We start from the raw sequence: 13,625 nt of genomic DNA on the forward strand, positions 1-13,625 counted from the left end.
AACTCGACGATGACAAACACAACTTACCGCCCATTAACAAAAGAAGAAATTCAGCAACTAGAAAAGAACCACACAAGCGCCGACAATTGGAATAACATTACCGTTAAGGATGGATTCGACCCCATGCGGATCAAAAACTGCCATTTCACTGGCAAAAACCAACTCGGTGTTTTCAACGAATCAATGATTTTTTTCGGACAGGTTGAAAAGCCTTGTGGACTTTACTATGCGCATTTTCACAATTGTTCCTTAGGCGATAATTTGTTTGTGAACCAGGTTAAGAACTACATCGCCAATTACGACATCGAAGACCATGTTGTTATTGACAACACCGATCTGCTGGCTGTAGATGGACCTTCGAGTTTTGGCAATGGCCTGCAAGTTTCGGTTTTAGACGAAACCGGTGGACGAAAAGTCATGATTTACGATCAGCTTTCTGCTCAATTAGCCTACATGCTCGCTTTTTACAAACACCGCCGTACTTTTAACAAACAGTTAGAAAAGCTGATCGAAGACTATACGCATACAATCCAATCAGACCGAGGTATGATTGGGCATCATTCTAAAATTTGCAATTGCCGCGAAATAAAAAATGTAAAAATTGGTCCACACACACTTATTGACGGTGCCAGTAAACTGGAAAACGGATCCATCAACAGTACCATTGAGGCTCCGGTAGAATTTGGACATGAAGTGATTATAAAAGATTTCATCATTTCTTCCGGCTCGCAAATCACTGATGGTGCCGTTATCAACAAATGTTTTATCGGTCAAGGCTGTAAACTGGGAACGCAATATTCAGCAGAAAATTCGCTGTTCTTTGCCAACTGCCAGGGTTTTCATGGTGAAGCCTGCTCGCTGTTTGCCGGTCCTTATACCGTCACCCACCACAAGTCAACCTTACTTATTGCCGGCATGTTTTCTTTCAGCAATGCAGGCAGTGGCTCCAACCAGAGCAACCACATGTACAAGTTGGGTCCAATTCATCATGGAATTGTGGAACGTGGCTCAAAAACAACCAGCGATTCGTACCTCCTTTGGCCTGCAAAGATTGGAGCCTTTACGCTGGTTATGGGGCGCCACTACAAAAACTCAGACACCTCTGACATGCCATTTTCCTACCTCATCGAACACGAAGATGAAAGTTGGTTGGCTCCCGGCATTAACCTGAAAAGTGTGGGCACAATCCGGGATGCCTTGAAATGGCCCAGACGCGATAAACGAACAGACCCGGTTAAAATGGATCACGTAAACTTCAACTTACTAAGTCCGTTTACCATTCATAAAATGGACAAAGGAATCCGAAAGCTCAAAGAAATTCAGCGCATTTCGGGCGAAACAACCGAGGTTTACTCCTACAACAACACCAAAATAAAACGTCATGCGCTAATTCGGGGGATTGAGTTGTACCACATGGCCATCATGAAATTCATTGGGAATTCCATCATCACCCGATTAAATTCCTGTAGGCTGGAAACACGTCAAGATGTGCAGTCATGCTTAACACCCGATTCGGAAATTGGAAAAGGAAGCTGGATCGACCTGGCAGGATTGATTGCACCTAAGCGATCAATATCTGCGCTTTTGAATGGCGTTGAGAATGGCACCATCAATCAGCTCAAGCAAATTGAAGCCATTTTCTATTCTCTGCATGATAATTATTACGACTACGAATGGAACTGGACAGTAGATTTTATCGCCAACTATTTAGAGAAACCCCTTGCAGAAATGTCTGTAGAAGAAATCATCCAAATCATCAAAGAATGGCTTCAAAGTGTCGTCGAAATTGATAAGATGCTTTATCTGGATGCTAAAAAAGAATTCCGTCTCGAATCGATGACCGGATTCGGCACGGATGGAGATCAAAAAACGAAACAATTGGATTTTGAAAATGTACGCGGGAAATTCGAAAGCAATGATTTTGTGAAGGAAACACGCAATCATATCAACCGAAAATCAGCTTTAGGCCAACGTGTCATCGAGCAACTTAGTCAAACAATAAGCAGCCCGGATGACTCTTTAAAAGCAAATACCGAATCCTGATTCTAGTTCCTCTGGCGAAAACTATAGATTGGCTTTTCAAACCAAGCAAAACGGTCGAGGCGAAGCAATCCATTCAATATAACCAAAGCCAACACCGTACAAATAACACCTACGAACGAGCCAACATACACATCCAGGAAGAAATGCTGTAACAGGTAGATGCGCGAGAAGCCGATGACTAAGGCCGTCATAAAAAAGAACAACCCAGCCCATCTTTTCCCGGCAAAATAAGCCAGCAGGCTCATGGCCGCAAAAATGGTCATGGTGTGCCCCGATGGAAAGCTGTAATGATAGTTCAGCTCAACCGTATAGATAAACCGATGGAAATCATCGTAATAAAAGTAATTAAACGGGCGCATCCGCTCATCAAACACCCCTTTTTTCAGCAAGTTGGTAAAGATTCCCACCAGCCCAAGTGTTACCAGGCCGGTTAGGCCATAGCGAATTTTCCAGAACAGCAAGGCGACCATCGCTCCGGCCACGTATGTTCCCAGCCCCAAGTCGGTCAGGAACTCAACAAAGCCGTCCCACTCAATTCGGGAATACCGATTAATAAACAAAACAACATCGCCATGCTTGGTTGTTAAAAAAACAATGATTCCGAGAATCAGAAATATGCCATAAGCATATACAAATCCGGTAAACCCCTTACTTTTATATAGTTTACTAAAAACTTGTTTTATTTCCATTGCCATGAATAAGCCAATTTAATCGTTTGATATTGCCAATCGTGTATCCCACAGATGTATTGAAACTGAACCGCGTTTTTTTTAAAATCCCGCTTCACTGTCAACGTATAAACCATAGGCTTATCTCGTTCATTTTTATAGCCTGAGTATCCACTCAAGCTGTTCGATAACGTCCACTCATTATTATTCAGCTCCACGCCCCCGCCATACAGCAAGGCATCGTTTTGCAGGTTGTCCATATCGTTTGTTTGCCAGGAGTAAAACCCTACTGACGCAAACGGAAGTGCTTGCCAATGATCGCCCGGAAACGGAATTTCTTTTGAAGAGCTAAGATCAAAATAATACCCCGGACTATCGGTATAACGCGCGGCATCGTAACGCCGTCCCGAAGCTGTTTTGCCCGTCATTCGCAGCACCGTGTTTGGAAAAGCTTTTCCTTTTACCAGCTGAATCAAGGTCGAAAAATACAAATCGCCTGTAGCCACACCTCCGCCATCGCGGTCGCGCGCCGCCCGCTCATCCCGAACGGCATCCGACATGGAATAATGTTCAACCAGCACGCCATACAACTCGATGGCAATCCGTTCGGAAAACGGATAATAAAAGCGCCCCGCCATATTTTGCGTATGATCACCAGTTTGGAAATGAAAATCGGAACTCAGGGAAAAGCTCTTGCTCTCTTCCAAAATCCCTTTTGCCAACTGCGGCACAGGCAAGGCGTTGGGCCCCAAATACCCCGGGCTGATGGTCAGAAAACTCCGCCAGCCCGGCATGCCCGGTTCCCATCCATGCGTTTCATTCCACCACGACCAATCCTCCTGCGCATGAACACTCCCCATGAAAAAACAGGTCAATATAAAAAGTAAACATCGCTTCATCAATTGGTCGCCGTGTTCTGATTCGTTTCTAATTCCTTTGATGTTTGTACCGGAAATGCTTAAGCGTTACTTTCAGGCAGCTTGCTCATTCCGGAGCAAACGAACAGCCAAAGATAAGAATCGCCAAACAAAAGACATAAAAAAAACTCCCATGGTGTTGGGAGCTTTTCATCTTTACAGATTTAATTTCTTTCGAATGCTCTTTGGAATGGCATCCTTATGAACCATGATGCTCATGGTTTTGTATCGTACATAGGGTTTCGATGCGTAGAAGAATCCATCATAAGTATTGTATTCCCCCCACGAATTTTTCACTTTGTAATAAACCGTTCCATTTTGATCTTTGGCGGTACCAACAATCAACATTCCGTGATCATCTGTGGTTTGGTAATTATCAAAAGCCTCTTGTCTAATTTCCTGGGTAATATTCTTTTCAGAGCCCGGTTTTTCCAGACTATACAACTCATCGTTCTTTTCCTTTTCCGACATATTTTCCCACCGGGCAATTTCGGCATCGTTCATTTCCTGCTTAGCTGCTGCAGGAACAACCGCAACACCTTTTTTCGACGTGCTAAATCCTTTTTCACTAACATCGGCAGCCCAGGCCACTGTGTAGCCATTTTCAATTGAATTATCAATAATTGCTTCAAACTCATTCAATGGAACATTGTACACTTCATCCCACATCCAGTTGTCCGGAACTTCAATAATAAACTTCGAATAAAACGGATGATGCGTGTATGAACTTACTTCAACATAATCGTCCATATCCAACCCAGTATAATCTGAAACAAAGCTCATAGGCGTATAGCTTGATCCTTTATATTCAAAATTAGCTGGAATCTCGCCCAAGTAAGAATCCAGCGTTCCGCGAATAGATTCTCGCCATGCTGAGCTCAATTTTTTATTCGGATTTTCAATAATTCCTGCTACCTGATTTTTCAACACACGATCCATTTCGCCGTGTACATGCTTCGGTTCGCCATAATTCAGGCCAGTATATACTTCTTCCGGTACGATACCATATCGTTTAATAATCTTCGTCACATCGTGAAATGCACCTCCAGCTGAAAAATTTAAGTTGCCATGTAAGCGAACATATTTCATACTTTTTTCATCATAGGTATGCCATACTATAAACATCTCAGCCAAATCCACCTCAGGTTTTCCGATGCGCAACATTTCAGCCTCTAAAAAACTCAAGCCCGAGAAAGACCAACAAGTTCCCGACCGATGTTGGTCTTTAACTGAAGTGATCGGTATTTCTTTGATCGTTGAAAACTGGTAGCCTTTCGTCGTCTCCTCTTCCTGTGCGCTGACCATCCCTGCAAATAACACGGCAACCAATGTCAGCACCAAGTGCTTCTTTAAATTATTCATAATAAATTTCAAAATATACATCAATAAACGTTCGCCAAATATAGTTAATTATTAAGCAAATGTTAAACGCCCAACCCCCTTTCTCAATGTTAATAATCGTTAATTCAGAAGGGATGAAAAATCGATCACGCAAGCTCTTTATTAGTTTTGCACCTACAAAATTCATTAAACCCTTTGTGCCCTTCAATCGTTTCTTCAACTAGGAGCATATGCCCTTACTAATATTGAAGAGCAAAAAAATTACTAATTATAAAAAAGATGAAAAAATTAAATTGGTTAATCCTTGTTTTAGCACTTATGCAAGCTTGCGCAGTAAAAAAACAAGTGGTGCCTGTTGGTAATTATGTTGGAGAGCTCCCCTGCGCAGATTGCCCGGGAATTAAGTACTCGCTCTCATTAAATAAAGACCGCACCTATTCGGAAAGCTCTACATACCTGGACAGGGAAGATGGAACCTTTCTTGATTCCGGGAAGTTTGAAATCGTAAACGACACCATTCTCCACCTGAAAAATAAACCCAAGAACTCCGGATTGAAACAGTTTTTCATTAAAAAAGACCAATTGGTTATGCTTGACATTCATGGCAAGCCCATTGAATCGGGTTATGCCGACTGGTATATTCTGAACAAAGCCAGCCATGCAGCTCAACAGATAGACCTGAGCGGGAAGTGGGTGCTGGCGCAGATGAATAGCACCACTGTTGAAGGAGACCGTGCACCCTATATCGAATTTCAGCTTGATGCTAAGCGGTTTTCGGGATTTGGCGGGTGCAACCGCATTGGTGGGAACTTCGAGCTAACGGACAAGTCCATTCAGTTTGGGATGATTATGGCGACAAAAATGGCCTGTGCTGATGATCAATATGAAAATGAGTTTTTAAAAACCCTGAACGAGGAAAACTGGAAAGTAGAACAAGCCGACCAAAGCCTGACCCTGTCAAACGCTTCGGGCAAGCTGGTTTTTCAGCGTGATGCTGCTTCGTCCAACTAAGGACAACAGGACTTCGGCCTCATGAAACAGCGCAAAAGCTGAAAAATGCCCGACGAGCCATCATCAGATGGTCAGTGAATTGACATAAGCTGAACGGATGAAAGCAATTCAGCATGACTCCAGATCTAAACACTCGGGTTAATCCTCCTGCTTAAGGGGGATTCCAAAAAACATCAGGATGTTTTCAGAAAAAAGTCGGGACATTTTTGGGGTAGCCCTTGAGCTGCCCAATCAGAACAAGGGCAGTTTTTCGTTTTCCCGCCTGTTGGTTTAGGCTAGTTTGCCCATTCAAACAGGTAATCACCTGAACCTATTTGAACCAAAACCCGGCCGTTTTCCTGTCCCTCCAGCGTTATTCCTTTTAATTCGGAAAGTCGTTTTCCTCCTTCCGTAATGCCAGCTGCTCCTGAAGCAGGAATGGACACAATCGCTGTTGTATTAACCGGCACCGAAATCTGCAACTTCACCTTGTCAGCCTCTTTTTTCCATCCCGAAACAACCGAACCATAATAGGTTTTCAGTTCGGCTTTGGCATGGGTTAATGGTTCTCCAAGCTGCGGCTCAATCCGAATTGCTTTATAGCCCGGCTGGTCAGCCTCTGTATCGATACCGGCAACCACCCGGTACAGCCAGTCGCCAATAGCTCCGTAAGCATAATGGTTAAACGAATTCATGCCCGGTGTTTGAAAAGTGCCATCGGGCTTGATGCCATCCCAACGCTCCCAAATGGTGGTGGCCCCCATGGTCACCGGGTAGAGCCACGATGGATAGGTCTTTTGCATCAACAATTCGTAAGCCACATCGGTATAGCCAAAACGAGAAAGCACATGACACAGATAAGGCGTTCCTAAAAAGCCGGTGGTCAGGTGGGTGTTGTAAAGCCGGATGTTATCCACCAGGCGTTTTGCCGCCTGATCCCGAAGCTCTTCGGGCAACAAATCGAAATGAAGTGCCAACACATAAGCCGTTTGCGTACCGGAAACCAATTTTCCTTTGGGTGTCATGTACTCCTGCGTAAAAGCATGCTTGATCTTCGCTAGCAAATCCTGATAAACGTTCAAATCGTCCTGCTTCCCCAACACTTCAGCTGCCTGGATAAGCAACTGAGTGGAGTGGGCATAGAAAGCCTGGGCAATTAAATTTTTGTCTGTAACAGCCGACATACCCGAGTTATCATCAAAAGGACGATAAAACAGCCAGTCGCCAAAGGAATGCTTGGGTCGCCACAAATTCTTCCGGCTCACATGCTGAATATAGTCCACCCAAGCTTTCATGCTTCCATACTGAGCTTCCAACAATTCCTTGTCACCATAAGCCAAGTAGATGGTCCAGGGAGCAATGGTAGCTACATCGGCCCATCCCGGGCTGACCTGCCTGTTGTTTAAAACATCAGGGACAACAAAAGGTACCCCGCCATTTTCATACTGGTCGGCAACAACATCTTTCAACCATTTATCGAAGAAACTGTGCACCCTGAAATTGAAACTTGCCGTACGGGCAAAGGCCTGTGCATCGCCCGTCCAGCCCAAACGCTCGTCGCGCTGCGGACAATCCGTAGGCACATCCAGAAAGTTGCCTCGCTGCCCCCACCGGATGTTGTGCTGCAACTGGTTGACCAACTCATCCGAACACTCAAAAGATCCGGTTGGTTCCATATCCGAATAAAGGGCTGTGGCCGTAAAATTCTCTGTCTCTAATTCACCCGGATAACCTTCCACTTTGATGTAGCGAAAGCCTTTCCAGGTAAAATGCGGTTCAAATTCTTCTATGCCCTTCCCCTTTAAAATGAAGGTGTTTTGCTGCTTGGCCGACCGTAAGCTTTCGGTATAAAAGTTGCCGTCCTTGTCCAGTACCTCGGTATGGGTAATGGTGATCTTGTCGCCTGCCGTTCCGGCCACTTTCATTTGCACCCAGCCCACGAGATTCTGTCCGAAATCGATGACCTGATCCCCCTCCGGAGTTTTTAGTATTTCTACCGGATGGAATACTTCCTGCTTTCGGATGGGTTCATTCTCGGTGGTTACCAGAATATCTTTGGAATAATTCTTCAGCTCAACGCCCCTCCAGGCGCTGTCGTTAAATCCGGCTTCAGACCAGCCTTCTTGCTCCAGCCGCGCATCATAGATTTCGCCATGATAGATTTCGGAATAAACAATGGGGCCAGTCGATGACTTCCAGCTACCATCGGACAAAACCACTGCTGTTGAGCCATCATCATACGTCAGCTCCAGCTGGAAAAGCAAGGCTAGTTCATCGCCATAAACATCAACCTGCCCTTCGAATCCGATATTTCCACGGTACCAACCATTCCCCAATGTCACGCCCACAGCATTGCTCCCTTCGTTTATCAACTCAGTCACATCGTACGTTTGATACTGCAAGCGCTTGTTGTATGAAGTCCATCCCGGTGCCAAACAAAGGTCGCCAACTTTTTGTCCATTGATCTCAGCCTCGTAAACGCCTCTGGCTGTTATAAGCGCCAAGGCTCGCACAAGCTTTTTGTCGCTATTGAATTCCTTCCGGAACATGGGCGAAGGACGACTCTTTTCTTCTTTAAAACCAACCTGAATCCACTGAGCCTGCCAATTGGCAGCTTGCTGAAGGCCAGTCACAAAAAAGGAAGGTTCACTCCATTTCGATAGCTTCCCCTTATTGTCACGTACCCGTACCTGCCAATAATATGGGGTGACCGGAGCCAATTCACTCCCCTGATAAGGAACCAATACGGATTGACCGGACTGAACAATGCCGGAGTTCCAGCTTAAGTTCTTGCCCTGCTTCAGAGCTTTTACATCCGGGCTGACTCTGATTTCATAAGCAGCTTGCATCACATTCCGCTTGTCTGCAAGTAGCTGCCAACTCAAACGGGGCCTAGGATCATCTATACCCAAAGGTTCTTGCCTGTTTTCGACCAACAGACTGGTAACCTGTACTTGAGCAACTAAAGAAACAATACTGATTTGAAGAATAAATAACAGAAGAATTATTTTTCTCATAATGGTTTAGAATTAGGTCATTGGGGATTGATATTAATTGTCTTTCAAAGATAGTCTCGCCACAAGGTACAAAAGTTAGCTTGTTTTTTGCTAACAGTTATCCGGTAGCATCCTGCTTTTCAAATGTATTCTTCAACATAAAAGCATTCTCCTCTCCACAAAAACTACAACAAACGAATCATCTAAAAAAAAGACCAAGAAGATGTCTTACCCATAAGTCAACAATATCACTGAGCAAAACTTCAACATGGCTAGAGTAACTTTATTTACCATTTACAGCTTTCGCTAAAGAAATACTCACTATTTTTAATGTATCAAGCAGATCTTTGAAGTAACTGATTCAGAAATAAAAACATCAGCTGAATCAAATCTCCATTTCTCCTTGAGTAAAATCAAGCACTTAACTGTATTAACAAAAGAAAAACAATTTAAAGTAATAACTAACCAATAAACACAAATCATTCTAAACATGAGAAAACCAGTTTTATTTATTCTTCTTCATTTATTTTTAGCGAGTGCCTATGCACAGTGGAGTCCGGCAGGTGATAAAATCAAGACATCCTGGGCCGGAGAAATCGATGTCAACAATGTTTTGCCTGAATATCCTCGTCCATTGATGGAACGAGCCGACTGGAAAAACCTCAACGGACTTTGGGAGTATGCCATCCAGGAAGTGGGAGCCGCAGAACCAGCAAGCTTTGGTGGTAACATCCTGGTTCCTTTTGCGATTGAGTCAAGCTTGTCGGGCGTTCAAAAACGGGTGGGTGACAAGAACGAGCTGTGGTACAAACGCAGCTTCACGGTGCCTTCAAACTGGAAAAACAAACAGATTTTGCTTCATTTCGGGGCTGTGGACTGGCGGTCTGAAATCTGGATCAATGACATCAAGGTAGGTACGCACGAAGGAGGCTATGCGCCGTTTTCATTCGATGTAACTCCTTTTCTGAACCAATCGGGTGACCAAAAACTGGTGGTTAAAGTGTGGGATCCCTCAGAAAAAGGCTACCAGCCGCGAGGCAAACAAACCAGCCGTCCCGAAGGAATCTGGTACACCCCGGTCACCGGAATCTGGCAAACGGTTTGGCTGGAACCCGTAGCCCCAAAACACATTGCCTATGTGCGCACAACACCCGATATTGACAATAACCGTCTTTCGGTTGAGCTGATTTCAAACGGAACCAGCTACAGCGATTTATACCAGCTTGAAGTGTTTGATGGCAACACAAAAATTGCCACCGCCAAAGCATCGACCACGCAAGCCCTTGACGTCGCAATTCCAAATGCAAAACTGTGGGATACGGAATCTCCTTTCCTGTATGACTTGAAAGTAAGCTTGCTGAGCAATGGCAAGGTGGTGGACCAGGTTGACAGCTATTTTGCCATGCGCAAAATTTCGACCAAGCGCGACGAGCATGGCATCGTTCGCCTGCAACTCAACAACAAGGATGTGTTTCAGTTTGGCCCGCTGGATCAGGGCTGGTGGCCCGATGGCTTATACACCGCCCCAAGCGACGAAGCGTTGAAATACGACATTATGAAATCCAAGGATTTTGGCTTCAACATGATCCGTAAACACGTAAAAGTAGAACCAGCACGCTGGTACACACACTGCGACAAACTTGGAATTCTGGTTTGGCAGGATATGCCTAACGGGGACCGCTCGCCACGTTGGCAAATGCGTCAGTATTTTGATGGAACGGAGTTGAAACGAAGCGCTGAATCGGAAGCCAACTATCGTGCTGAATGGAAAGACATTATGGATTTCCTATATTCCAATCCATCCATTGTGTGCTGGGTTCCGTTCAACGAAGCCTGGGGACAGTTCAAAACTCAGGAAATTGTAGCGTGGACCAAGGCCTACGACCCCAGCCGACTGGTGAACCCTGCAAGTGGCGGTAACCACTACCCCGTAGGCGATATGCTTGACTTGCACAACTACCCCCATCCCGAAATGTACTTGTATGATGCAAGCCGGGCAACGGTACTAGGCGAATACGGTGGGATTGGGCTGGCTTTGGAAGGACACCTTTGGGCTACCGACCGCAATTGGGGCTATGTTCAGTTTAAAAATTCTAAAGAAGTAACCGACGAATATGTGAAGTATGGCGACCAACTTCTAAAACTTGTTAAAGCCGGATTCTCGGCCGCTGTATATACGCAAACCACTGATGTGGAAGGAGAAGTAAACGGCCTGATGACGTACGACCGAAAAGTCGTTAAAATTGACGAAGGCCGTGTGCTTCACATGAACCAGAAAATTGTGAACTCACTCAAAGAATAAACAAAGAAACGGACAAAGTAAACACTGAAAGATCAAAAAAGCCACAGCAAGACGCATTGACGTTTCGCCGTGGCTTTTTCTTTTAAAGAATGAAGCAAGCTGCTCAATGGCATCCACAATCATTCATGCCGCATGCCCGCTCCTTTTTACTTTTAGGTTTCAGAAAATACTTCTTCACCAAATAAGCCACCGCTGCGGCTACGGTCAGATAAACTAAAATATGCTGTAAACTCCACATCGTCAATTATTCTTTCAGATTAAAAAATTACGCCAACACCTGGTAAGCCCCTAACGCAACGAGGTAAGCAAAACCAGTCATGAGCACCAACTGAATAAACGGCCACTTCCAACTGTTGGTTTCCTTTTTGACAATAGCCAGCGTACTCATACACTGCAAAGCAAAGGCATAAAACAACAGCAGCGAAATGCCGGTCGGTAAGTTAAAAAGCTTCTTGCCGGTTCGGATATTCACATCCGACGACATGCGTTCCTTAATGGTCTCCTCCTCATCGCTGCCCACACTGTAGATGGTAGCTAAGGTTCCCACAAAGACTTCGCGAGCCGCAAAGGAGGTCACCAGGGCAATGCCAATTTTCCAGTCGTAACCCAAAGGCCGAATAACCGGCTCAATCGCATGGCCAATGATGCCAATATAAGAGTGTTGTAACTGGTATGAAGCCACAGCTGTCTGCATTTCCTGCTCGCTAAGCATGGTATTTTCAGCTTGCGCCCTCACAATTTCTTCAGCTTGGTAAAAGTCATCGGAATACCCATTCGAAGCCAAAAACCACAAGACAATCGAAATTGCTAAAATAATTCTACCGGCAACCAGCACGAAGCTTTTGGTTTTTTCGAGCACCGTGTAAAGCACATTCTTGGCCATCGGAACTTTATAAGCCGGCATTTCAACCACAAAAGTGGTGTGTGCCTTATTTTTGATGATTTTATCGAGCACGAATGCTGAGAAAACCGCCATGCCGAAGCCCAAGGCATACAAACCCATTAAGGTCAAGCCTTGCAGGTTAAAGCCCGCAACGGACTGGTCAGGAATAACCAAGGCGATAATGATCAAATAAACCGGCAGACGAGCCGAGCAAGTGATAAACGGTGTTACAAGAATGGTGATCATCCGTTCTTTCCAGTTTTCAATATTCCGGGTAGCCATTACCGCTGGAATGGCACAAGCCGTTCCCGAAATGAGCGGCACAACGCTTTTTCCACTCAGTCCGAAACGACGCATCAAACGATCCATCAAAAAGACAATCCGGCTCATATAACCGCTTTCTTCCAACAAGGAAATAAACAAAAACAGAAAAGCGATTTGAGGAACAAAAATCACGACACCACCAATACCGGGCAGAATCCCTTCGGCCAATAAGCTAGTAAAAGGCCCTTCCGGCAAATGATTGTTGGTCCATTCACTCAAGCGCGCAAACGATTGATCGATAAAATCCATCGGGATGCTGCTCCAATTGTAAATAGCCTGAAACATCAGGAGCATCACCAAAAAGAAAATAACATAACCTCCAATGCGATGAGTCAAAATACGATCTAAAACACAACGCCAGTCGGTAGCTTTGGAGCTGTCAATCTGGTAAGCATCTTTCAAAAAACGGTTGATAAACAAGTAGCGGGCAATGGTTTCTTTCTGTTGCAAACGTTTAATCTCCGGCGTGTTTCGCTCCGAATAATCATTCGCTTTCAACAGGCTTGCATCAATCATTTTTAAGGCAACATCTTGCGAAACACACAGCCATAGCCGGTATAAATCCTCCTCTGGAAAGGCCTTTTGCAGTCGCTCGAAATAAGTCGCATCCAGATCCGAAATAGACAGACAGGGAGAAACCAGTAACTGCTGGTAATCTTCAATCTGTTTCTTTAGCTCATCAATTCCTGTCTTTTTCCGGGCACTTATCAGCACCACTCGGGTATTCAGCTTTTCCTCAAGCAGATCAACATCCAGGCTTATCCCCCGACGCTCCATCTGGTCGGCCATATTGATTACCAAAATGGCCGGAATCTTCAAATCTTTAATTTGGGTGAAAAGGATGAGGTTACGCTTGAGGTTTTCCACATCAGCTATCACCACAGCCAGATCCGGAAAATCGTGTTGCTCTTTTCTCAGTAGAGATTCAACCACCAACTGTTCGTCCGCCGAAGAAGCATTCAGGCTGTACGTTCCGGGCAAGTCGATGATATGCGCCTTTTCACCTCCCGGCAATCGGCAAACCCCTTCCTTTTTCTCCACCGTAATGCCCGGATAATTGCCAACTTGCTGGTTTAATCCGGTCAAGAGGTTAAACAAAGATGTCTTGCCGGTATTCGGATTTCCAATAAGTGCGACCTTCAATTGTTTGCCCATTTCGTT

8 protein-coding genes are annotated in these 13,625 nt (G+C 44.9%); 3 read left to right on the top strand and 5 right to left on the bottom strand.

The window, feature by feature from the left end; all coding sequences use genetic code 11:
- Positions 1–9: 9 nt before the first annotated feature.
- Positions 10–2,043, top strand: a complete 2,034-nt coding sequence (locus ACUNWA_RS04460; protein ID WP_445590681.1) for a DUF4954 family protein — start codon at positions 10–12, stop codon at positions 2,041–2,043.
- 2 nt (positions 2,044–2,045) lie between these two features.
- On the opposite strand, the gene ACUNWA_RS04465 is transcribed toward ACUNWA_RS04460, so the two are convergent.
- From ACUNWA_RS04465 to ACUNWA_RS04475, 3 genes are all read right to left on the bottom strand, one after another.
- The gene (locus ACUNWA_RS04465; protein WP_445590682.1) at positions 2,046–2,738 is read right to left on the bottom strand and encodes a phosphatase PAP2 family protein; all 693 of its coding nucleotides are present in this window, start codon (positions 2,736–2,738) and stop codon (positions 2,046–2,048) included.
- Positions 2,723–3,571 carry a hypothetical protein gene (locus ACUNWA_RS04470; protein WP_445590683.1) on the bottom strand — a complete coding sequence of 283 codons (849 nt, stop codon included), beginning with the start codon at positions 3,569–3,571 and terminating at the stop codon, positions 2,723–2,725. The genes ACUNWA_RS04465 and ACUNWA_RS04470 overlap by 16 nt, the downstream gene beginning before the upstream one ends.
- A gap of 213 nt (positions 3,572–3,784) precedes the next feature.
- A complete protein-coding gene (locus tag ACUNWA_RS04475; protein WP_445590684.1) occupies positions 3,785–4,990 on the bottom strand; it encodes a C1 family peptidase in 1,206 nt (401 codons plus the stop codon).
- Positions 4,991–5,248: 258 nt separating this feature from the next.
- On the opposite strand from ACUNWA_RS04475, the gene ACUNWA_RS04480 reads away from it, so the two are divergent.
- Positions 5,249–5,980, top strand: coding sequence for a copper resistance protein NlpE N-terminal domain-containing protein (locus ACUNWA_RS04480; protein ID WP_445590685.1), 732 nt, complete (start codon positions 5,249–5,251; stop codon positions 5,978–5,980).
- A gap of 275 nt (positions 5,981–6,255) precedes the next feature.
- On the opposite strand, the gene ACUNWA_RS04485 is transcribed toward ACUNWA_RS04480, so the two are convergent.
- Positions 6,256–8,976 carry a family 78 glycoside hydrolase catalytic domain gene (locus ACUNWA_RS04485; protein ID WP_445590686.1) on the bottom strand — a complete coding sequence of 907 codons (2,721 nt, stop codon included), beginning with the start codon at positions 8,974–8,976 and terminating at the stop codon, positions 6,256–6,258.
- 469 nt (positions 8,977–9,445) lie between these two features.
- Between ACUNWA_RS04485 and ACUNWA_RS04490 the strand changes: the two genes are divergently transcribed.
- Positions 9,446–11,257: a glycoside hydrolase family 2 protein gene (locus ACUNWA_RS04490; RefSeq protein WP_445590687.1), complete on the top strand. Its 1,812-nt coding sequence runs from the start codon at positions 9,446–9,448 to the stop codon at positions 11,255–11,257.
- Positions 11,258–11,522: 265 nt separating this feature from the next.
- Here ACUNWA_RS04490 and feoB read toward each other — a convergent pair whose 3' ends face one another.
- Positions 11,523–13,619 carry a ferrous iron transport protein B gene (gene feoB / locus ACUNWA_RS04495; protein ID WP_445590688.1) on the bottom strand — a complete coding sequence of 699 codons (2,097 nt, stop codon included), beginning with the start codon at positions 13,617–13,619 and terminating at the stop codon, positions 11,523–11,525.
- Positions 13,620–13,625: the final 6 nt, after the last annotated feature.

This window comes from Sunxiuqinia sp. sy24 (assembly GCF_052677165.1).

Coding starts and splice junctions, on each gene's coding strand:
- ACUNWA_RS04490 (WP_445590687.1), top strand. CDS start 9,446: ATGAGAAAACCAGTTTTATTTATTCTTCTTCATTTATTTTTAGCGAGT.
- ACUNWA_RS04465 (WP_445590682.1), bottom strand. CDS start 2,738: ATGGCAATGGAAATAAAACAAGTTTTTAGTAAACTATATAAAAGTAAG.
- ACUNWA_RS04475 (WP_445590684.1), bottom strand. CDS start 4,990: ATGAATAATTTAAAGAAGCACTTGGTGCTGACATTGGTTGCCGTGTTA.
- ACUNWA_RS04470 (WP_445590683.1), bottom strand. CDS start 3,571: ATGGGGAGTGTTCATGCGCAGGAGGATTGGTCGTGGTGGAATGAAACG.
- ACUNWA_RS04480 (WP_445590685.1), top strand. CDS start 5,249: ATGAAAAAATTAAATTGGTTAATCCTTGTTTTAGCACTTATGCAAGCT.
- ACUNWA_RS04485 (WP_445590686.1), bottom strand. CDS start 8,976: ATGAGAAAAATAATTCTTCTGTTATTTATTCTTCAAATCAGTATTGTT.
- feoB (WP_445590688.1), bottom strand. CDS start 13,619: ATGGGCAAACAATTGAAGGTCGCACTTATTGGAAATCCGAATACCGGC.
- ACUNWA_RS04460 (WP_445590681.1), top strand. CDS start 10: ATGACAAACACAACTTACCGCCCATTAACAAAAGAAGAAATTCAGCAA.